The following is a 19,480-nucleotide window of genomic DNA, read 5'->3' on the forward strand; positions in this document are numbered from 1 at the left end:
CCGGTCGCAATGACCGGGGCCTTCGTACTGCCTGGAGCGGACGACGAGATTCGAACTCGCGACCCTCACCTTGGCAAGGTGATGCTCTACCAACTGAGCCACGTCCGCATTTGGTGCCACCACTGTACCCGATTCACCGAAGTGATTGGGAAGTGATGTAGAGCGGGTGACAGGAATTGCACACTGCGCCTTCCCCCTGGAAGGGGGATGTTCTACTACTGAACTACACCCGCACGCTGCTTGGGGTCGGGCCCTGTGGCCTTGCCCCTCGGCGTGCTCCAGACTCTAGCCGATCAGCGGGGGTGGAACGCAAGTCGGTTGCTCCCAGGGGTCCGCCGAGGATCCCGAGGGGCTGTCACGACGCCTCCGCGAAGGCCTCGTAGACCTTCTTCGGGATCCGGCCGCGGGTCGGCACGTCCATCTGGTGCGAGCGCGCCCATGCGCGAACGGCCGCCGGGTCGGGCGCCACGGAGGTGTGGCGGTAGACCTTGCCCGACTTCGAGTGCTTTCGGCCTGCCTCGATGAACGGTTCCAGCGCCCTGCGCAGTTTCTTTGCATTGGCGGGATTCAGGTCGATCTCGTACGACTTCCCGTCCAGGCCGAAGCTGACCGTTTCCGCTGCTTCCCCTCCGTCGATGTCGTCGGAGAGCGTGACCACTACGCGCTGAGCCACGGATATCGGTCCTTTCCTGCGGCACTACCGCGTCGGACAGCGCGTCTGACATGCGGTGATGCCGGCCTTCCGGCTGATTTGGAGCAATGCTGACTTTCTCGCTATTCCTTTGTACAGCGACAGGCATTGCATTGTGAAGCCCAGTTAATTCCGTCCGCGTGTCCTTCCGCAATCGGAGACGGCCATTTTTCCCCCGATTTTTCCTGAGGTTGTCGCTCCCGATACCGGAACGTGATCCACGTCAACCTATATCTACCCGCGTAGAATTTCAGGCCGGGTACGCTGATGGAACCGCCTTCGCACCACACCACCACCGGGAGTGCCAGTGGCACGCGTCGTAGTCGACGTCATGCTCAAGCCCGAGATCCTCGACCCGCAGGGACAGGCGGTGCAGCGTGCACTGCCCCGTCTCGGCTTCGAGGGAATCGCGGACGTCCGTCAGGGAAAGCGTTTCGAGCTCGAGGTCGACGGGCCGGTCGATGACGCCGCCCTCGCCCGCATCAATGAGATGGCCGAATCGTTCCTCGCCAACACCGTCATCGAGGACTTCACCGTGAAGGTGGAGGAGTCGAAGTGACCGCTCGTATCGGAGTCGTCACCTTTCCTGGAACGCTCGACGACCAGGACAGCCTCCGCGCTGTCCGGACCGCGGGCGCCGAACCGGTCTCGCTGTGGCACCGCGACAAGGACCTCAAGCAGGTCGACGCGGTCGTGCTCGCGGGCGGCTTCTCCTACGGCGACTACCTGCGGGCCGGCGCCATCGCCCGCTTCTCGCCGGTGATGGAGACGATCATCGACCAGGCGAAGGCCGGCCTGCCGGTCCTCGGCATCTGCAACGGCTTCCAGATCCTCACCGAGGCCCACCTGCTGCCCGGCGGGATGCTGCAGAACAACCACCTGCACTTCATCTGCCGCGAGCAGAAGCTGCGTGTGGAGACGAGCGAGACGGCCTGGACGGCGGACTACACCGCCGGGCAGGAGATCCAGATTCCGCTCAAGAACATGGACGGCCGTTACGTCGCCGAGGAGCGCACGCTCGACGAGCTGGAGGCGGAGGGCCGCGTCGCCTTCCGCTACCTGGACGTCAACCCGAACGGCTCGCTCCGCGACATCGCCGGCATCACCAACGCCGCGGGCAACGTCGTCGGCCTGATGCCGCACCCGGAGCACGCCGTGCAGCCGCTGGTCGGCACGGGACGTACCGACGGCCTCGGATTCTTCACCTCGATCCTGAAGAAGCTGGTCAACGCATGACTCTGGACACCGTCAAGCACGCCTCGGAGACCCCCGAGGCCGAGCAGCCCTGGAAGGAACTCGGCCTCAAGGAGGACGAGTACGCGCGCATCCGGGAGATCCTCGGCCGCCGCCCGACCGGCGCCGAGCTCGCCATGTACAGCGTCATGTGGTCCGAGCACTGCTCGTACAAGAGCAGCAAGGTCCACCTGAAGCAGTTCGGCGAGAAGGTCCCCGCCAACGACGCGATGCTCGTCGGCATCGGCGAGAACGCGGGCGTCGTGGACGTCGGCCAGGGTTACGCCGTGACCTTCAAGGTCGAGTCGCACAACCACCCGAGCTACATCGAGCCCTACCAGGGCGCGGCCACCGGCGTCGGCGGCATCGTCCGCGACATCCTCGCCATGGGCGCCCGGCCCGTCGCGGTCGTCGACCCGCTGCGCTTCGGCGCGGCCGACCACCCCGACACGCGCCGCGTCCTTCCGGGCGTCGTCGCGGGCATCGGCGGCTACGGCAACTGCCTGGGCCTGCCGAACATCGGCGGCGAGGTCGTCTTCGACGAGTGCTACCAGGGCAACCCGCTGGTCAACGCTGGCTGCATCGGCGTCATGAAGCACGAGGACATCCACCTCGCGAAGGCGAGCGGTCCCGGCAACAAGGTCGTCCTGTACGGCGCCCGCACGGGCGGCGACGGCATCGGCGGCGTATCGGTCCTCGCCTCCGAGACCTTCGAGTCGACCGGTCCCGCGAAGCGCCCGGCCGTCCAGGTCGGCGACCCGTTCCAGGAGAAGCTCCTCATCGAGTGCACCCTGGAGATCTTCCGCGAGCAGCTCGTCGCGGGTATCCAGGACCTCGGCGGCGCGGGCCTGTCCTGCGCGACCTCCGAGCTGGCTTCGGCCGGTTCCGGCGGCATGCGCGTCGAACTGGACACCGTTCCGCTGCGTGACTCCTCCCTCTCGCCCGAGGAAATCCTCATGAGCGAGTCGCAGGAGCGCATGTGCGCGATCGTCGAGCCGGACAAGGTCGACCGGTTCATGGAGATCTGCGAGAAGTGGGACGTCATCGCCACCGTCATCGGTGAGGTGACCGACGGCTCACAGCTGGAGATCTTCTGGCACGGCGAGCAGATCGTCGACGTACCGCCGCGGACCGTGGCCCACGAGGGCCCCGTCTACAACCGGCCGTACGCCCGCCCCGAGTGGCAGGACGCGCTCCAGGCCGACGACGCGAACAAGCTGGCGCGGCCGGCGAACGCGGCGGAGCTGCGTGAGCAGGTCCTGAAGCTGGTCGCCTCCCCGAACCAGGCGTCGAAGTCGTGGATCACCGACCAGTACGACCGTTTCGTGCAGGGCAACACGGTGCTGGCCATGCCCGAGGACGCCGGCATGGTGCGGATCGACGAGAAGACGAACCTGGGCGTCGCGATGGCGACGGACGGGAACGGGCGGTACGCGAAGCTCGACCCGTACACGGGCGCGCAGCTCGCGCTGGCCGAGTCGTACCGCAATGTCGCCGCTTCCGGCGCCAAGCCGCTCGCGATCTCGGACTGCCTGAACTTCGGCTCGCCCGAGGACCCGGACGTCATGTGGCAGTTCGCGGAGGTCACGCGCGGTCTCGCGGACGGCTGCCTGCAGCTGGGCACCCCGGTGACCGGCGGCAACGTCTCCCTCTACAACCAGACCGGCGAGACCGCCATTCACCCGACGCCGGTCGTCGCGGTGCTCGGTGTGATCGACGACGTTACGCGGCGTACGCCGGTGGCCTTCGCGGAAGAGGGCCAGCTGCTCTACCTCCTCGGTGACACGCACGAGGAGCTGGGCGGGTCGGCCTGGTCCCAGGTCGTTCACGACCACCTCGGCGGCATGCCGCCGAAGGTCGACCTGGACCGCGAGAAGCTGCTCGGCGAGATCCTGATCTCGGCCTCGCGCGACGGCATGATCGACGCGGCGCACGACCTGAGTGACGGCGGCCTGATCCAGGCGGTCACCGAGTCCTGCCTGCGGGGCGGGAAGGGTGCGCGGCTGGTAGTGCCCGAGGGTCTCGACTCCTTCGTCTTCCTCTTCTCGGAGTCGGCGGGGCGGGCGGTTGTGTCCGTGCCGCGCAGCGAGGAGCTTCGCTTCAACGACATGTGCGGGGCGCGGGGCCTGCCCGTGACCCGGATCGGTGTCGTCGACGGCGACGAGATCGAGGTGCAGGGCGAGTTCAGCATCCCGCTGGCGGAGCTGCGCACGGCCCACGAGGCGACGCTGCCGGGCCTCTTCGCCTGAGCAGCTCCCCGGAGCAACCATCCCGGCCCCGGCCAGCTCTTGGCCGGGGCCGGGGTTCGCGGCGGAGCCTCGCAGCGGTGCGCCCGCGCTAATCTCGGGGCCATGTCATCCGCTGCCCAGAAGCGCCCGCGCCCCCGGCCGCGCCGTTACGACGCCGACAAGACCCGCGCCGCCGTCCTGGCCCAGTTCCGCAACGTACAAGACGCCGTACGCGACCTCACGCCCGCGCAGCTCGCGCTCCCCACCCACCTCGGGGACTGGACGGTCCGTGACCTGGCAGCCCACGTCACCATGGCCGTCGGCGCCGTCAGCCGCTGCCTCGAACAGCCGGCGCCGGCCAAGCAGGAAGTCCCCCTGCTCGACTGGCCGTTCGCCACCGTCGCCCGCGCCGCGCAGATCTCCGACGACACGAAGTCGATCGCCGAATCCGCCCCCGATCTCGACGCGTTGTACGAGCGGACCCGCGCCCGCCTCGCCGAGCTGCTGCCCACCGCCCTCGACGACCGGCTCCTCGCGACCCGCGTCGGCGCCATGCGCCTCGACGACTACCTCGTCACCCGCACCGTCGAACTCGTCGTCCACACCGACGACTTGAATCACGCCGCCGGACTCGCCGTCCCGTACGACCGCCAGGCCCTCGCCGCCTGCACCCGTCTCCTCGCCGACGCCCTCGCCGTGAAGGCGCCCGGCGGTTCGGTCGAGGTCCGCGTCCCGCCGTACGCCGTCGTGCAGTGCGTGGAAGGCCCCCGCCACACCCGTGGCACGCCCCCCAACGTCGTCGAGACCGACCCGCTCACCTGGATCCGCCTCGCCACGGGGCGTACGACCTGGGACGCGGCCGTCGACGACGCGAAGGTCCGCGCCAGCGGCGAACGGGCCGACCTGGGCGCGTTGTTGCCCATTCTCGGCTAGCCAGTACTTGATCATGTAGTGTTCCCGACGCCAACACAGGCCGTACGCACCAGGGAGGTGAGACCCATTACCGCTGTATCAGGTCGGGTGCTCTCATCTCGCGACGACCGCGCGGTCCCCCAGACGTAGGAGACCGAGGGAGCGCCCATCGGCGTCCCGAAGGGTTTCCCATGTCGCTCTCCTCCTCGCTCTCCTCCTCCGTCGTCGTCACCAGGCTTCGGGCCGCCGGCTGTGTATTCGCCGAGGACGAGGCGCAATTGCTGCTTTCCGCCGCGCGCAGCCCCTCCCACCTCTCCGCCATGGTGGACCGCCGGATCGCCGGCCTGCCCCTCGAACACGTGGTCGGCTGGGCCGAGTTCCGGGGCCGGCGCATCGCCGTGGACCCCGGCGTCTTCGTTCCCCGCCGCCGCACCGAGTTCCTCGTCGAGCAGGCCGTGGCTCTCGCCCCCGCGCGGGCCGTCGTGGTGGACCTCTGCTGCGGCTCGGGCGCGCTCGGTGCGGCGCTGGCCGCGTCGCTGGAGGGGATCGAGCTGTACGCCGCCGACGTGGACCCCGCCGCCGTGCGGTGCGCCCGGCGCAATGTCGTCGCCGTCGGCGGGCAGGCCCGGCAGGTCTACGAGGGCGACCTCTACGCGCCGCTGCCCGCCGCCACGCTGCGGGGGCGGGTCGACGTACTGCTGGCCAATGTGCCGTACGTACCGACCGGCGAGATAGAGCTGCTGCCCACGGAGGCCCGCATCCACGAGGCGCGGGTGGCGCTCGACGGAGGGACGGACGGCCTCGACGTACTGCGGCGGGTGACGGCGGAGGCGGCGCGGTGGCTGGCGCCGGGCGGGCACCTGCTGTTCGAGACGAGTGAGCGCCAGGCGCCGCGGGCCGTCGAAGCCGTCGTCCGGGGCGGGCTGGTCCCGCGGGTCGTCACGTCCGACGAGCTGTACGCCACCGTCGTCGTCGGCACCCGGGCCCAGTAAGCCCAGTAAGTGGAACCAGAATCACCACTCGTTCCGTCCCATCGCCATGGATACGTCGCGCACCCGCATCCCCGGCCCCCTCACCGGCGCCGTCACCGTCCTGGCCCTCCTGACCCTGGCCGCGTGCGGTACGGAGTCGGGCTCGGGCGCCGGCAATGACGGCACCGTAAAGCCGGACCTTCAGGTCTCCGGCATCGACTGGACCGTCGACAGCGTGACCGTCGACGGGAAGAAGACGCCGGCGCCCGAGAAGGCCACGGTCCGGATCGACGACAAGGGCCGGGCCAAGGGCAATACCGGCTGCAATCACTTCGGCGCCGATGTCACGGTCAAGGGCGACACGATCACCGTGGGGCCCGGCGAGACGACCGAGATCGGCTGTCCGAAGAACATCGCGAAGTTCGAGGAGCACCTGCAGCGGACCTTCACCGGTGAGCTCAAGGCCAAGGTCACGGACGACAAGCTGACGCTGACCACGGCCGGGGGCGACACCATCTCCCTGTCCGAAACCAAGCCCGAGCCCGACGCGCGGCTCCTCGGTACCGAGTGGCGTGTGGAATCGCTGCGGGACGGCGACACCGCGACCTCGCTCCCGGGGGACGCGGCGGCCAAGGCGAAGCTCTTCTTCGGCGAGGACGGGTCCGTAGGCGGAAATCTCGGCTGCAACAACGTCTCGGGCAGGGCGAAGGTCTCCGGGTCCACCCTCACCTTCTCCGAGATCGCCACGACCCGGAAGCTGTGCACGCCGCCGGTGATGGACGCCGAGCGGGCCCTGCTCGAGGTCCTGGACGGCAAGGCGGCGTACGAGATCCGTGAGCGCGCCCTGTCCCTCACCGCGGCGGACGGCAAGGGACTGGACGCGGTCGCGATCGCCAGGTAGACCACCGATCGGTTTCCGGTCGACTACGGGTCGGTCACCGGTCGATCTACGCCTGACGACGGCGCACCGCGAGAAGGCTCGCGCCGCCCAGCGCGAGCGCCGCCGGGGCCGCACCCCCCGTCCCCGGCGCCGTCCCCGGCCCCGGCCCCGCCGCCATGGCGTCCAGGCTGACAGCGACCGTCGCCTCCGTGGCGCCCGACGTCACGACCTTCACCGTCACCTTCCGCGCGCCGTCGGTCAGCTCCGTACCGGCCTTGACCGCGTCCGCGTCCGGCGACCTGCCCTCGCCCGGGGTGGGGTCGATCAGCGCCGACCTCGTGTAGTCGTCCCCGGAGACCCGGTAGGCGTGGACGCCCTGGACCGCGCTGTCGAGCGAGCCCGTCTTCGCCCGCAACTCGACGACGATCCTGTCCTTGGCGCCGAGCGGGATGCGCAGGGCGCGGACGCCGCTGCCCCCGCCGTTCAGGGGGCGCAGCTTGTACGTACCGGACGCGGTGACGTCGGTGAGTTCCTCAGCCGTGAGCCACTTGTTGTGGATCAGCTCGGGCGCCGTCAGGCCGGCCGCCGAACCGCCGCCGCCCATCACGGATGTGCGGCTGGTGCCGTCCTCCTTGCAGCCGGCTCCCAGGTCCCCGTCCGGGCAGCGCAGCCGCGTCTGGTGGTGGTAGCCGAGGTTGTGGCCGAACTCGTGGACCAGCGCGTCGACCGAGAAGTGCTGGGACGGCATCCAGGTCTTCCCGCCGCCGACCGTGCCGAGGCCGGCGTACTCGCACTTCGCCTTCTCGTTGGGGAAGACGATCGAGACATGGTCGTACGCCTTCTCCCCGACGCCCCGCGCGGCCAGCGCCTTCTGTGTCTCGTCCGCGATCCGGCCGTTGTCGCAGGCGGCGGCCATCGGGAGCGTGAGCGGCCCGGTGACCCGGTCGGCAGTGGCCGGCCCGAAGGTGGTTCTGCCCCGGGTGATCTCGTCGTAGAACGAGGTCAGGGAACCGCTCTTCCCGTAGTAGGTGGACTCCAGTGCCGACGCCAGCTTCGCGGCGTCGGTGAACGCGCTGTCGCTGAAGTTCACCATCACGACCTGCACGGTGCGCCGGCCGGCGGGCGCCGCCTCGGCGGCGTACGCGGTGGGGACCGACGCCGAGGCGAGTACGACGCCGCAGACGAGGGCCGGCAGACGGACTCGGGAGGTCGACTGCATGTGGGGGTTCCTTCCGCCGCAAAACGAATAAATGGGGGAAGGAGATCGTGATCAAGCGCGGCACAAATTAAACGAATACGGGGCGCCGAGCGCGTGCTTGCACAAAGCGACGGTGAGTGCGCGTGCGAGGAGTACGTCAAGATCGCGTCCCGCTCCGCGGATGCCCGTATGGACAGCGAAAGGCCCCTGATTACGGGCTTCACACGCCCGTGGCGCCCGGATTCGGAGCCGGTCCGTATCCCCAATTCGGACCAGTGGTCGATCTCGCCTACACTCGGTGGTGTGCCTCGTGGTGATGGACGACTCAACCACGACCTGCTCCCCGGTGAGAAAGGCCCCCAGGACGCTTGCGGCGTCTTCGGTGTCTGGGCTCCCGGCGAAGAGGTCGCCAAGCTCACCTATTTCGGACTGTATGCCCTGCAGCACCGTGGACAGGAGTCCGCGGGCATCGCAGTGAGCAACGGGTCCCAGATCCTCGTCTTCAAGGACATGGGACTGGTCTCGCAAGTCTTCGACGAAACCTCTCTCGGCTCCCTCCAGGGCCATATCGCGGTGGGCCACGCCCGCTACTCCACCACCGGAGCCTCGGTGTGGGAGAACGCACAGCCGACCTTCCGTGCCACCGCGCACGGATCGATCGCCCTGGGTCACAACGGCAACCTGGTCAACACGGCGCAGCTCGCCGAGATGGTCGCCGCGCTTCCCAAGGAGAACGGCCGCGCGACCCAGGTCGCCGCGACCAATGACACCGACCTGGTCACAGCTCTGCTGGCCGGCCAGACGGACGACGACGGCAAGCCCCTCACGGTCGAGGAAGCCGCCGCGAAGGTTCTCCCCGAGGTCATGGGCGCTTTCTCCCTCGTCTTCATGGACGAGGGCACCCTGTACGCGGCCCGCGACCCGCAGGGCATCCGCCCGCTGGTCCTCGGCCGTCTCGAGCGCGGCTGGGTGGTGGCCTCCGAGTCCGCCGCCCTCGACATCTGCGGCGCCGCGTACGTCCGCGAGGTCGAGCCGGGCGAGATGCTCGCCATCGACGAGAACGGTCTGCGCACCTCCCGATTCGCGGAAGCGAAGCCCAAGGGCTGCGTCTTCGAGTACGTCTACCTGGCGCGCCCGGACACCGACATCGCCGGCCGGAACGTCTATCTCTCGCGTGTCGAGATGGGCCGCAAGCTGGCCAAGGAAGCCCCGGCGGACGCCGACCTGGTGATAGCTACGCCCGAGTCCGGCACCCCCGCGGCCATCGGCTACGCGGAAGCCAGCGGAATTCCGTACGGCTCGGGCCTCGTCAAGAACGCGTACGTCGGCCGGACCTTCATCCAGCCGTCCCAGACGATCCGCCAGCTCGGCATCCGTCTGAAGCTCAACCCGCTCAAGGAAGTCATCCGCGGCAAGCGCCTGGTGGTCGTCGACGACTCGATCGTCCGCGGCAACACCCAGCGCGCCCTGGTCAAGATGCTCCGCGAGGCCGGCGCCGCCGAGATCCACATCCGGATCTCCTCCCCGCCGGTGAAGTGGCCCTGCTTCTTCGGCATCGACTTCGCGACCCGCGCGGAACTCATCGCCAACGGCATGACGATCGACGAGATCGGCAAGTCCCTGGGCGCCGACTCGCTCTCGTACATCTCCATCGACGGGATGATCGAGTCGACCACCATCCCCAAGGCGAACCTGTGCCGCGCCTGCTTCGACGGCGAGTACCCGATGGAGCTCCCGGACCCCGAGCTGCTCGGTAAGCAGCTTCTGGAGACCGAGCTCGCGGCCGGCCCGGCGAACGCCGCGGCCGAGGCGCTCCGTCGCCCGTAACGCCCCCGTTCCACGACACGAAAGATCTCAACGTCATGTCTGAGACCACTGGTGCCAGCTACGCGTCCGCGGGCGTCGACATCGAGGCGGGCGACCGCGCCGTAGAGCTCATGAAGGAGTGGGTGAAGAAGACGCAGCGCCCCGAGGTCACGGGCCTCGGCGGCCTCGGCGGCTTCGCCGGCCTCTTCGACGCCTCCGCCCTCAAGCGCTACGAGCGTCCGGTGCTCGCCTCCGCCACCGACGGTGTCGGTACGAAGGTCGACCTCGCCCGCAAGATGGGCGTGTACGACACGATCGGCCACGACCTCGTCGGCATGGTCGTCGACGACCTGGTCGTCTGCGGCGCCGAGCCGCTCTTCATGACCGACTACATCTGTGTCGGCAAGGTGCATCCCGAGCGTGTCGCGGCCATCGTCAAGGGCATCGCCGAGGGCTGTGTCCTCGCCGGCTGCGCCCTGGTCGGCGGCGAGACGGCCGAGCACCCGGGCCTGCTGGGCGAGGACGACTTCGACGTCGCGGGCGCCGGTACGGGCGTGGTGGAGTACGACCGGCTGCTGGGCGCGGACCGTATCCGTAAGGGTGACGCGGTGATCGCCATGGCGTCCTCCGGTCTTCACTCGAACGGGTACTCGCTGGTGCGCCACGTGGTCTTCGACCGCGCCGGCTGGTCGCTGGACCGTGAGGTCGAGGAGTTCGGCCGTACGCTCGGCGAGGAGCTCCTGGAGCCCACCAAGATCTACTCGCTGGACTGCCTGGCCCTCACCCGCACCGCCGAGGTGCACGCTTTCAGCCACATCACGGGCGGCGGTCTTGCGAACAACCTGGCCCGCGTGATCCCGGACGGCCTGCACGCCACGGTCGACCGCTCCACCTGGACCCCCGGCGCGGTCTTCGACCTGGTCGGCAAGGCCGGACAGGTCGAGCGCCTCGAACTGGAGAAGACCCTCAACATGGGCGTCGGCATGATGGCCGTCGTCCCCGAGGAGTCGGTGAACGTGACCCTGGAGACCCTCGCCGACCGAGGCGTGGACGCCTGGGTGGCCGGAGAGATCACCGAGCGCGGCGACCGCACCACGGGCGCGACGCTTACGGGCACGTACTCAATCTGAGGGCGCCGCGACGAAGTAGCCCCCGGGGTAGCACAGAACCCGGTCCGGAGCCGAGGCCCCAGACCGGGTTACGTGTGTGATGCCTGTTCGAGGTGTACGGACGTCAAGCGCCGCGACGATGTGCCGAAGGACCGGACTCTCCGGCGGAGTCCTCGTCCTCGTCATCGTTGTACTGAGCCGCGTACTGTGCGTACGGGTCGTCTTCCTCGTCGTCGTCCTCGAACGGCTCGCCATTAGGCGGCTGTTGCGAAGTCGAAGCGCCCAGCTCGTTGGCCAGACGCGACAGGTCAGTCCCGCCGCTGCTGTACTTCAGCTGGCGGGCGACCTTAGTCTGCTTGGCCTTTGCCCGGCCGCGCCCCATGGCTCGACCCCCTCGGTGACGGGGCTCGACGGCCCCAGAGTCTTGACACGCGTTCATGGTTCGGAACGGGCTCCCCTTGGAGAGACCGGTCCGTAGGGCATCAACGGTACCTGCTTCCGGGGCCATACGGTACGCCGCCCGCATGCAACGCCTCGGCACAGAACCCGCGAGGAGCCCCGTCCTCGCTGGTCAACCGCGATTTTAACCTCTTCTTGAGGGCCGACCCGCCGACGGGGGTGAGTCATGTCTCGTCATGTCCCACCGACGCGTCTCACCGATGGCGGGCCGGCCCCTCGGCGGGTCAGCTCCGGCGTGCCTCGGCCATCCTCTGCTCGGCGATCCTGTCGGCCGCCGCGGCCGGCGGAATGCCGTCAGTCTTCGCACGTGCGAATATCTCCAGCGTGGTGTCGAAGATCTTCGCGGCCTTCACCTTGCACCGGTCGAAGTCGAAGCCGCGCAGCTCGTCGGCGACCTGGATCACACCGCCGGCGTTCACGACGTAGTCGGGCGCGTAGAGGATCCCGCGGTCCGCGAGGTCCTTCTCGACGCCCGGGTGGGCCAGCTGGTTGTTGGCCGCGCCGCACACCACCTTGGCCGTGAGCGCCGGGACGCTCTCGTCGTTCAGCGCGCCGCCGAGGGCGCAGGGGGCGTAGATGTCGAGGCCCTCCACGCCGATCAGGGTCCTGGTGTTGGTGACGACCGTCACCTGCGGGTGGCGGTCGGTGATGCGGCGTACCGATTCCTCCCGTACGTCCGTGATCACGACCTCGGCGCCGTCCTCCAGGAGGTGCTCGACGAGGTGGTGGCCGACCTTGCCGACGCCCGCGACGCCGACCTTGCGGCCGCGCAGCGTCGGGTCGCCCCACAGGTGCTGGGCCGAGGCCCGCATGCCCTGGAAGACGCCGAAGGCGGTCAGTACGGACGAGTCGCCGGCGCCGCCGTTCTCGGGGGAGCGGCCGGTCGCCCAGCGGGTCTCGCGGGCGACGACGTCCATGTCGGCGACGTACGTACCGACGTCGCAGGCGGTCACGTAACGGCCGCCGAGGGAGTCCACGAACCGGCCGTAGGCCAGCAGAAGTTCCTCGCTCTTGAGCGTCTCCGGGTCGCCGATGATCACGGCCTTGCCGCCACCGTGGTCGAGTCCGGCCATGGCGTTCTTGTACGACATGCCGCGCGCGAGGTTCAGTGCGTCGGCGACGGCCTCTTCCTCGTTCGCGTACGGGTAGAAGCGCGTACCGCCGAGGGCCGGGCCCAGGGCGGTGGAGTGGATGGCGATGACGGCCTTGAGGCCGGAGGCGCGGTCCTGGCACAGCACGACTTGCTCGTGGCCGCCCTGCTCCGATCGGAACAGGGTGTGCAGGACGCCGTCGGTTGCGTCGGTCACGGTGGTGACTCCCAAGTACGAGGCGGCTTTGCCCTCCTGCGGGTGGGGAGGGCTGATGAGCAAGAGAGTAAGACCTGGCGGGCCGCGGGCGTGCGGCAGTGCCGAGGATCACCCCCTGGCGGAGTACGCGTGGGACGATTTCTCTTCATTTCAGGTTCTCTCCGGTCCGAGTGAGGAGCAGGCGTGGCCCAGGAGTCCTCGGTGATCGTCCCGTACGTCTCCTATTTGCGGGTGTACGAACCGCTGGCGGCCTTCCCCGAGCCCGAACGCGGCCATTGGACGCAGTACGCGAAGCGCGAGCGGCTTCCCACCGCCCAGGACGAACTCAGGCGTTCCCTGGCCGACTTGCTGCCCACTCCGCCCGTCCCGGTGCCGGTGCACGAGAGCGGTGACGCGTTCGTGACCGAAGTGGACGGAGTCGTGTGCGTTTGTCCCTGGCGGACGAGGCTGCGCGGCTGGCTGGCTCTGGAGGAGCTGCCCGAACTCTTCCCGGAGCCGCTGCTGGACGCGGCGCTGCCGCCGCTGGTGCGCCGGCAGGCGGCCGCGGACTTCGAGCGCTGGCTGGAGCGCAACCCGGACGCCCGCCCGTGGATCAGGACCTCGGCCTGGCACGTGCCGGTGCGCTGGTTCGTGCTCTTCTCGGCCGAGGAGCGGGAGTACGCGAAGGCCGAGGGCGAGGCGGCGCCCGTACTGCGCTACCGGACGCCGATGGCTCAGGCGAGGCGGCGCGTGGCGCGGGCGCTGAAGGCGCTGCGTGAGCATCTCGACGCGGAGGCCGGGGGGCCGCTCGTCGACGGCCTGGTGGATGTGGGGCGCTGGCTGGAGGAATTCCACCCCCGTTCACTGGTCGAGCTCGATTACGGCGGCCTGGCGTACGTACTTCCCGAGGAGCATCTGGCCGAGGACCTCTCGGCGGCGGACGTGGCCGAGGGGATCGCCGCGCTGCGGGCGGGGGACGGCGCGGCGGCCGGGGAGGCGTACGGGCGGCTCACTGAGCGGTGGCGGGTGGTGCGCGAGCGCCAGTTCGCGAACTGACGGCGGGCGGGTGGCTCCGGGCGCCCGGGACGTAGGTCCCGATCCGGGCCTTTGCCTCAAGCGTGACGGACAGCACTAAGCGGGCTCTTGCGCCCATCGCCCACCCTCATGCCAAAATAGGACAAGGAGTCCGGCGAGGGCTCCTTCTGTCCGACTACGGGCAGAATGGCTCGGTATTGCGCTCTATGGGGGGTCTGATGGCTCCTGATCGCTCTGTGACTGATCGTCACTGTGACGTGACTGTCCGCTATGGCATGGTCCATCGGCTTCGTCGCTGATGAACACCTGGGAGGGCAATTCCATCGGTTTGGCCGACGTGGCTGGACGGATGGTGTAGTTGTAGTGCCGAGGACAAGCCGTTCGTCCTATAACCGACTCGGCCCGCGTCCGCCATTTCGGGCAACGCGGGTCAAGGTGCAGAATTTAGAGGAAAGAACCGTGATGGTTCGGTTCTCCCGAGGAGGCCGCTCATGACCGCTCGCACCCCTGACGCCGAGCCGCTGCTGACCCCGGCTGAGGTTGCCACGATGTTCCGCGTGGACCCGAAGACGGTCACGCGCTGGGCCAAGGCAGGCAAGCTCACGTCCATCCGCACTCTTGGTGGACACCGGCGTTACCGCGAGGCAGAGGTCCGCGCACTGCTTGCGGGCATTCCGCAGCAGCGCAGCGAGGCCTGAACAACCGCATAACCCCGCTTTACCGGGCATTCCTCCGGGTCCCCCAACCCGGACGCCCACCTGGCATCACACGACAGGCGTCTGCCCCAACAGGCGCCACATCCATGCAAGACGGGTGCGTCGTTGATCGCGCTGGACTCCGCCGGGTCCAGCGCGATCTTTTTTTTATGCCCGCGCGAGGGGCTCGGCGACCGCTCTGACCTGCGGTCCGCCGGCTTTCCGGGGGGCCTTCGGCGGCCCTTGCGGAGTGGTGCAATTGCACATATTAAATCGACCTGTTGTAGGGAGGGGGTAAGTGCACCAGTTTCCAAAACTCATGCGGTGACACCCGTCACACGGCTCAACTCTTGCTTATCCCAGGCACGTCGGCGATATGGGATCGGCCTCATGGAGCCGGGGGGTTCTCGTCTTCGGCGCCGGCCTGCGGCTCCTCCCGCCGCTCCCCCCGCTGCTCCGGTTCCGGCTCCATGGCGAGCCGCAGGAGGCGATGACAGATGGGACAGTGCCGTGTGACGTGGCGATAGCCCGTAGAGGCCGCCAGATGGGCACGCAGCAGTGCGCGCGTCTCGTGCCTGGCGCTGGATGCGGCCATGCGTCACCTCCCCGGTGCGGGCCCCCGATGCCCTGATGCCTGGGTACCGGTGGCAGATGACGCAGTCAAGACGCAAGAAGGCCCGGATCCTTACGGATCCGGGCCTTCTGCTACTTCGTATCGAGCGGTCCTGACGGGATTTGCTGCATCTGATTGCGGCCTCCGGCCGCGGGCGCGGCCTCCGGTGGTGCCCCGGTGCGCGATCCGCAGCGGAAAGCACGAAGGCCCGCATCCGGGGATGCGGGCCTTCGATTCCATGCGGTCCTGACGGGATTTGAACCCGCGGCCTCCACCTTGACAGGGTGGCGAGCACTCCAAACTGCTCCACAGGACCTTGCTTTGCCGCGCTGTACTGCGTTGCGCTGCGAAGACAGACTGTACAGCAGGTCAGGGGTACGGGCGAACTCACTCAAGGCGACGGAGGAGTTACGGCGCCGCCGCGTCGATCGCCGCCACGATCCGCTTGTCCGAGACCGGCCGGGCCGTCCCCAGGGCGTGCGCGAAGTAGCTCACCCGCAGCTCCTCGATCATCCAGCGGATGTCCAGGACCTCCGGCGGTACGGGCCTGCCCTGCGGCAGCTGCTCCAGCAGCCAGGCGTACTCGTCCTGCATCTCGTGGACCTTCTCCATGCGCGTGGTGTCACGCTGGACGGCCGTGGGCATCTGCTGGAGCCTGCGGTCGACGGCGACGAGATAGCGCATCAGGTCGGGCAGCCGGCGCAGCCCCGTCCTCGTGACGAACCCGGCCGGTACGAGGGCCGCCAGCTGGTCGCGTACGTCGGCGACGTTGTTGATCAGCGTCAGGCTGTTCGTGGCCTTCAGGCGGCGCTCACAGGCCTGCCAGGCGGCCAGGATCTGCTGGACCTGGTTCACCGTGCGTACGGTCGCGTCCACGAGGTCGGCGCGGACCTTGTCGTACAGCTTCCGGAACGATTCCTCGTCCCAGGCCGGACCGCCGTGGTCCGCGATCAGCTTGTCGGCGGCAGCGGTCGCGCAGTCGTCGAAGAGCGCCTGGATCGAGCCGTGCGGATTGCGCGAAAGGGCCAGTTTCTGCTGATTGCCGAGCTTGTCCGAGGCGAACTTCGCCGGATTCACGGGGATGTTGAGCAGGATGAGCCGGCGCGTGCCGCGCCACATCGCCTGCTGCTGCTCGGCCTCCGTGTCGAAGAGCCGTACGGCGACGCTCTCGCCCTGGTCGACGAGGGCCGGATACGCCCGCACAGGCTGGCCGGCCCTCTTCGTCTCGAAGACGCGGCTGAGCGTGCCGATGGTCCAGTCCGTGAGGCCCGTACGTTCGATCGACTCGCCCGTGGGGCCCGCGGTCGCCGCGGCGGCCTTGGAAAGCGCCTGACGCGCCTTGGGGCGCAGCTGCAACCGCAGCGCCTCCAGGTCCTTGTCCTCGGCGAGGTTCTTGCGGCGCTCGTCGACGATCCGGAACGTGATCTTCAGATGGTCCGGGACGCGGGAGAGATCAAAGTCGTCCGCCTCGACCGGTACGCCCACCATCCGCTTCAGCTCGCGCGCGAGCGTGAGCGGCAGCGGCTCCTGCAGAGGCACGGCCCGGTCGAGGAACTTGCGGGCGTAGTCCGGCGCCGGGACGTAATGCCGGCGAATGGGCTTGGGGAGCGACCGGATCAGCTCGGTCACGACCTCCTCCCGCAGTCCCGGGATCTGCCAGTCGAAACCCTCGGACGTGACCTGATTGAGCACCTGGAGGGGGATGTGCACGGTCACACCGTCCGCGTCCGCGCCCGGCTCGAACTGGTACGTCACCCGGAACTTGAGCTTCCCCTGGCGCCAGCTGTCCGGATAGTCGTCCTTCGTGACCGCTCCGGCCTTCTCGTTGATGAGCATCTCGCGCTCGAAATCGAGAAGTTCGGGCTCTTCGCGCTTCTTGTGCTTCCACCAGGAATCGAAGTGCGCGCCCGACACGACGTGTTCGGGGATGCGCCGGTCGTAGAAGTCGAAGAGCGTCTCGTCGTCCACGAGGATGTCGCGGCGGCGGGCGCGGTGCTCCAGCTCCTCGACCTCGGTGAGGAGCTTGCGGTTGTCCGCGTAGAACTTGTGGTGCGTACGCCAGTCACCCTCGACCAGTGCGTTGCGAATGAAAAGCTCCCGGCTGGTCTCCGGGTCGATCCGGCCGTAGTTGACCTTGCGCTGGGCGACGATCGGCACGCCGTACAGCGTGATCCTCTCGTACGCCATGACAGCGGCCTGGTCCTTCTCCCAGTGCGGCTCGCTGTACGTGCGCTTGAGGAGGTGCTGGGCGAGCGGCTCGATCCACTCCGGTTCGATCTTCGCGTTGACCCGTGCCCACAGGCGTGACGTTTCGACCAGCTCGGCGGACATGATGAAGCGGGGCTGCTTCTTGAAGAGCGCCGAGCCCGGGAAGATCGCGAACTTGGCGCTGCGGGCCCCGAGGTACTCGTTCTTCTCGGTGTCCTTCAGCCCGATGTGGGAGAGCAGTCCGGCGAGGAGGGACTGGTGCACGGACAGCTCGGGAGCGTCTTCTTCATTGACATGTATCCCCATCTGCTTCGCGACGGAGCGAAGCTGGGTGTAGATGTCCTGCCATTCGCGAATGCGCAGAAAGTTCAGATACTCCGACTTGCACATCCGGCGGAAGCTGGAGGAGCCGCGCTCCTTCTGCTGTTCGCGGACGTACCGCCAGAGGTTGAGGAAGGCGAGGAAGTCGGAGGTCTCGTCCTTGAAGCGGGCGTGCTGCTGGTCGGCCTGCTGCTGCTTCTCGGAGGGCCGCTCGCGCGGGTCCTGGATGGAGAGCGCGGAGGCGATCACCATGACTTCGCGTACGCAGCCGTTCTTGTCGGCCTCCAGGACCATGCGGGCCAGGCGGGGGTCGACGGGGAGCTGGGCGAGCTTGCGCCCCTGCTCGGTGAGCCGCTTCTTCGGGTCTTTCTCGTTCGGGTCCAGCGCGCCGAGCTCCTGGAGGAGCTGGACGCCGTCGCGGATGTTGCGGTGGTCTGGCGGATCGATGAAGGGGAACTTCTCGATCTCGCCGAGACCGGCGGCGGTCATCTGGAGGATGACGGAGGCGAGGTTCGTACGGAGAATCTCGGCGTCCGTGAACTCGGGGCGAGTGAGGAAGTCGTCCTCGTCGTACAGCCGGATGCAGATGCCGTCGGACGTACGGCCGCAACGGCCCTTGCGCTGGTTGGCGCTGGCCTGGCTGATCCGCTCGATCGGCAGGCGCTGGACCTTGGTGCGGTGGCTGTAGCGGGAGATGCGGGCGGTGCCCGGATCGATCACGTACTTGATGCCCGGGACGGTGAGCGAGGTCTCGGCGACGTTGGTGGCCAGGACGATGCGGCGGCCGGTGTGGCGCTGGAAGACGCGGTGCTGCTCGGCGTGCGAGAGGCGGGCGTAGAGGGGGAGTACCTCGGTGTGGCGGAGGTTCTTCTTGTTGAGCGCGTCGGCGGTGTCGCGGATCTCGCGCTCGCCGGAGAGGAAGACGAGGACGTCGCCCGGACCTTCAGCCTGGAGCTCGTCGACTGCATCCGCGATGGCGGTGATCTGGTCGCGGTCGGAGTCGTCGCTGTCGTCCTCGAGGAGGGGGCGATAGCGGACCTCGACGGGGTACGTACGGCCGCTGACCTCGACGATGGGCGCGTCGCCGAAGTGGCGGGAGAAGCGCTCGGGGTCGATGGTCGCGGAGGTGATGACGACCTTGAGATCGGGCCGCTTGGGGAGCAGCTGGGCGAGGTAGCCGAGGAGGAAGTCGATGTTGAGCGACCGCTCGTGGGCCTCGTCGATGATGATCGTGTCGTACGCGCGCAGGTCGCGGTCCGTCTGGATCTCGGCGAGCAGGATGCCGTCCGTCATGAGCTTGACGAAGGTGGCGTCCGGGTTGACCTGGTCGGTGAACCGGACCTTCCAGCCGACGGCCTCGCCGAGGGGGGTCTTCAGCTCGTCCGCGATGCGTTCGGCGACGGTGCGGGCTGCGAGGCGGCGGGGCTGGGTGTGGCCGATCATGCCCTTGACGCCACGGCCGAGTTCCATGCAGATCTTCGGGATCTGCGTCGTCTTGCCGGAGCCGGTCTCGCCCGCGACGATCACGACCTGGTGGTCGCGTATCGCCTCGGCGATGTCGTCCTTGCGCCGGCTGACCGGCAGTGACTCCGGATACGTGATCTCGGGCATCCGGGCAGCACGCTGCGCCAGGCGGGCGGCGGACTTCTCGGCCTCGGCGGCGATTTCGTCCAGTACGGCCTGGCGGGCGTCGGGCTTGCGGATGCGACGGGCGCCGTCGAGACGGCGGCCGAGTCGGTGGGCGTCGCGGAGCGGCAGCCCTCCGAGCACGGTCTGGAGGTCGGCGAAGGAAGTAGACATACCTGATTCAGGATCTCACCCGCCGGTCGCGACTG

The 19,480-nt window shown here is 68.6% G+C and carries 16 protein-coding genes and 3 tRNA genes; 10 read left to right on the top strand and 9 right to left on the bottom strand.

What is annotated here, in order from left to right; all coding sequences use genetic code 11:
- Positions 1–32 precede the first annotated feature (32 nt).
- From AC1P0E_RS17920 to AC1P0E_RS17930, 3 genes are all read right to left on the bottom strand, one after another.
- A tRNA-Gly gene (locus AC1P0E_RS17920) sits at positions 33–108 on the bottom strand.
- A 53-nt stretch (positions 109–161) separates the two neighbouring features.
- A tRNA-Gly gene (locus AC1P0E_RS17925) sits at positions 162–233 on the bottom strand.
- A 122-nt stretch (positions 234–355) separates the two neighbouring features.
- A complete protein-coding gene (locus AC1P0E_RS17930) occupies positions 356–673 on the bottom strand; it encodes a histone-like nucleoid-structuring protein Lsr2 (protein ID WP_482743170.1) in 318 nt (105 codons plus the stop codon).
- A gap of 325 nt (positions 674–998) precedes the next feature.
- On the opposite strand from AC1P0E_RS17930, the gene purS reads away from it, so the two are divergent.
- The 6 genes from purS (at position 999) to AC1P0E_RS17960 (ending at position 6,936) form a co-directional block, all read left to right on the top strand.
- Entirely contained in the window at positions 999–1,250 is a 252-nt protein-coding gene (gene purS, locus AC1P0E_RS17935) for a phosphoribosylformylglycinamidine synthase subunit PurS (protein ID WP_454375426.1), read from the top strand.
- Positions 1,247–1,927 carry a phosphoribosylformylglycinamidine synthase subunit PurQ gene (gene purQ, locus AC1P0E_RS17940; protein ID WP_482743171.1) on the top strand — a complete coding sequence of 227 codons (681 nt, stop codon included), beginning with the start codon at positions 1,247–1,249 and terminating at the stop codon, positions 1,925–1,927. Before purS ends, purQ begins: the two co-directional genes overlap by 4 nt.
- Positions 1,924–4,173: a phosphoribosylformylglycinamidine synthase subunit PurL gene (purL, locus tag AC1P0E_RS17945; RefSeq protein WP_482743172.1), complete on the top strand. Its 2,250-nt coding sequence runs from the start codon at positions 1,924–1,926 to the stop codon at positions 4,171–4,173. The genes purQ and purL overlap by 4 nt, the downstream gene beginning before the upstream one ends.
- A gap of 102 nt (positions 4,174–4,275) precedes the next feature.
- Positions 4,276–5,085, top strand: coding sequence for a maleylpyruvate isomerase family mycothiol-dependent enzyme (locus AC1P0E_RS17950; protein WP_482743173.1), 810 nt, complete (start codon positions 4,276–4,278; stop codon positions 5,083–5,085).
- 170 nt (positions 5,086–5,255) lie between these two features.
- Positions 5,256–6,056, top strand: coding sequence for a putative protein N(5)-glutamine methyltransferase (locus tag AC1P0E_RS17955; RefSeq protein WP_482743174.1), 801 nt, complete (start codon positions 5,256–5,258; stop codon positions 6,054–6,056).
- A gap of 46 nt (positions 6,057–6,102) precedes the next feature.
- Positions 6,103–6,936 carry an META domain-containing protein gene (locus AC1P0E_RS17960; protein WP_482743175.1) on the top strand — a complete coding sequence of 278 codons (834 nt, stop codon included), beginning with the start codon at positions 6,103–6,105 and terminating at the stop codon, positions 6,934–6,936.
- 46 nt (positions 6,937–6,982) lie between these two features.
- Here the strand turns inward: AC1P0E_RS17960 and AC1P0E_RS17965 are convergent, their stop codons facing one another.
- Complete coding sequence (locus AC1P0E_RS17965; RefSeq protein WP_482743176.1) at positions 6,983–8,134, bottom strand: metallopeptidase domain-containing protein; 1,152 nt, start codon at positions 8,132–8,134, stop codon at positions 6,983–6,985.
- 282 nt (positions 8,135–8,416) lie between these two features.
- Between AC1P0E_RS17965 and purF the strand changes: the two genes are divergently transcribed.
- Together purF and purM are read left to right on the top strand one after the other, a co-directional pair.
- A complete protein-coding gene (gene purF, locus AC1P0E_RS17970) occupies positions 8,417–9,940 on the top strand; it encodes an amidophosphoribosyltransferase (RefSeq protein ID WP_482743177.1) in 1,524 nt (507 codons plus the stop codon).
- Between the two features lie 35 nt (positions 9,941–9,975).
- A complete protein-coding gene (gene purM / locus AC1P0E_RS17975; protein ID WP_482743178.1) occupies positions 9,976–11,049 on the top strand; it encodes a phosphoribosylformylglycinamidine cyclo-ligase in 1,074 nt (357 codons plus the stop codon).
- Between the two features lie 103 nt (positions 11,050–11,152).
- Here purM and AC1P0E_RS17980 read toward each other — a convergent pair whose 3' ends face one another.
- Both AC1P0E_RS17980 and AC1P0E_RS17985 read right to left on the bottom strand, forming a co-directional pair.
- Entirely contained in the window at positions 11,153–11,410 is a 258-nt protein-coding gene (locus AC1P0E_RS17980) for a DUF3073 domain-containing protein (RefSeq protein WP_482743179.1), read from the bottom strand.
- Between the two features lie 301 nt (positions 11,411–11,711).
- The gene (locus AC1P0E_RS17985; protein ID WP_482743180.1) at positions 11,712–12,794 is read right to left on the bottom strand and encodes a Leu/Phe/Val dehydrogenase; all 1,083 of its coding nucleotides are present in this window, start codon (positions 12,792–12,794) and stop codon (positions 11,712–11,714) included.
- Between the two features lie 183 nt (positions 12,795–12,977).
- Here AC1P0E_RS17985 and AC1P0E_RS17990 point away from each other — a divergent pair, with 183 nt between their 5' ends.
- Positions 12,978–13,829, top strand: a complete 852-nt coding sequence (locus tag AC1P0E_RS17990) for a DUF8083 family protein (RefSeq protein ID WP_482743181.1) — start codon at positions 12,978–12,980, stop codon at positions 13,827–13,829.
- A 470-nt stretch (positions 13,830–14,299) separates the two neighbouring features.
- Complete coding sequence (bldC, locus tag AC1P0E_RS17995; protein WP_003949541.1) at positions 14,300–14,506, top strand: developmental transcriptional regulator BldC; 207 nt, start codon at positions 14,300–14,302, stop codon at positions 14,504–14,506.
- Positions 14,507–14,891: 385 nt separating this feature from the next.
- Here bldC and AC1P0E_RS18000 read toward each other — a convergent pair whose 3' ends face one another.
- The 3 genes from AC1P0E_RS18000 to hrpA form a co-directional block, all read right to left on the bottom strand.
- Positions 14,892–15,098 (bottom strand): DUF6274 family protein, encoded by a 207-nt coding sequence (locus AC1P0E_RS18000; RefSeq protein ID WP_482743182.1) that lies wholly within the window; start codon positions 15,096–15,098, stop codon positions 14,892–14,894.
- 259 nt (positions 15,099–15,357) lie between these two features.
- A tRNA-Asp gene (locus AC1P0E_RS18005) sits at positions 15,358–15,432 on the bottom strand.
- Positions 15,433–15,524: 92 nt separating this feature from the next.
- Complete coding sequence (hrpA, locus tag AC1P0E_RS18010) at positions 15,525–19,445, bottom strand: ATP-dependent RNA helicase HrpA (RefSeq protein ID WP_482743183.1); 3,921 nt, start codon at positions 19,443–19,445, stop codon at positions 15,525–15,527.
- Positions 19,446–19,480: the final 35 nt, after the last annotated feature.

The sequence above is a fragment of the Streptomyces sp. TRD_SC_5 genome, from assembly GCF_056836825.1.

What these genes read in the sequence shown, in the direction of transcription:
- purL (WP_482743172.1), top strand. Translation starts at nt 1,924, where the DNA reads ATGACTCTGGACACCGTCAAGCACGCCTCGGAGACCCCCGAGGCCGAG.
- AC1P0E_RS17950 (WP_482743173.1), top strand. Translation starts at nt 4,276, where the DNA reads ATGTCATCCGCTGCCCAGAAGCGCCCGCGCCCCCGGCCGCGCCGTTAC.
- AC1P0E_RS17955 (WP_482743174.1), top strand. Translation starts at nt 5,256, where the DNA reads ATGTCGCTCTCCTCCTCGCTCTCCTCCTCCGTCGTCGTCACCAGGCTT.
- AC1P0E_RS17960 (WP_482743175.1), top strand. Translation starts at nt 6,103, where the DNA reads ATGGATACGTCGCGCACCCGCATCCCCGGCCCCCTCACCGGCGCCGTC.
- AC1P0E_RS17965 (WP_482743176.1), bottom strand. Translation starts at nt 8,134, where the DNA reads ATGCAGTCGACCTCCCGAGTCCGTCTGCCGGCCCTCGTCTGCGGCGTC.
- purM (WP_482743178.1), top strand. Translation starts at nt 9,976, where the DNA reads ATGTCTGAGACCACTGGTGCCAGCTACGCGTCCGCGGGCGTCGACATC.
- AC1P0E_RS17980 (WP_482743179.1), bottom strand. Translation starts at nt 11,410, where the DNA reads ATGGGGCGCGGCCGGGCAAAGGCCAAGCAGACTAAGGTCGCCCGCCAG.
- bldC (WP_003949541.1), top strand. Translation starts at nt 14,300, where the DNA reads ATGACCGCTCGCACCCCTGACGCCGAGCCGCTGCTGACCCCGGCTGAG.
- AC1P0E_RS18000 (WP_482743182.1), bottom strand. Translation starts at nt 15,098, where the DNA reads ATGGCCGCATCCAGCGCCAGGCACGAGACGCGCGCACTGCTGCGTGCC.
- hrpA (WP_482743183.1), bottom strand. Translation starts at nt 19,445, where the DNA reads ATGTCTACTTCCTTCGCCGACCTCCAGACCGTGCTCGGAGGGCTGCCG.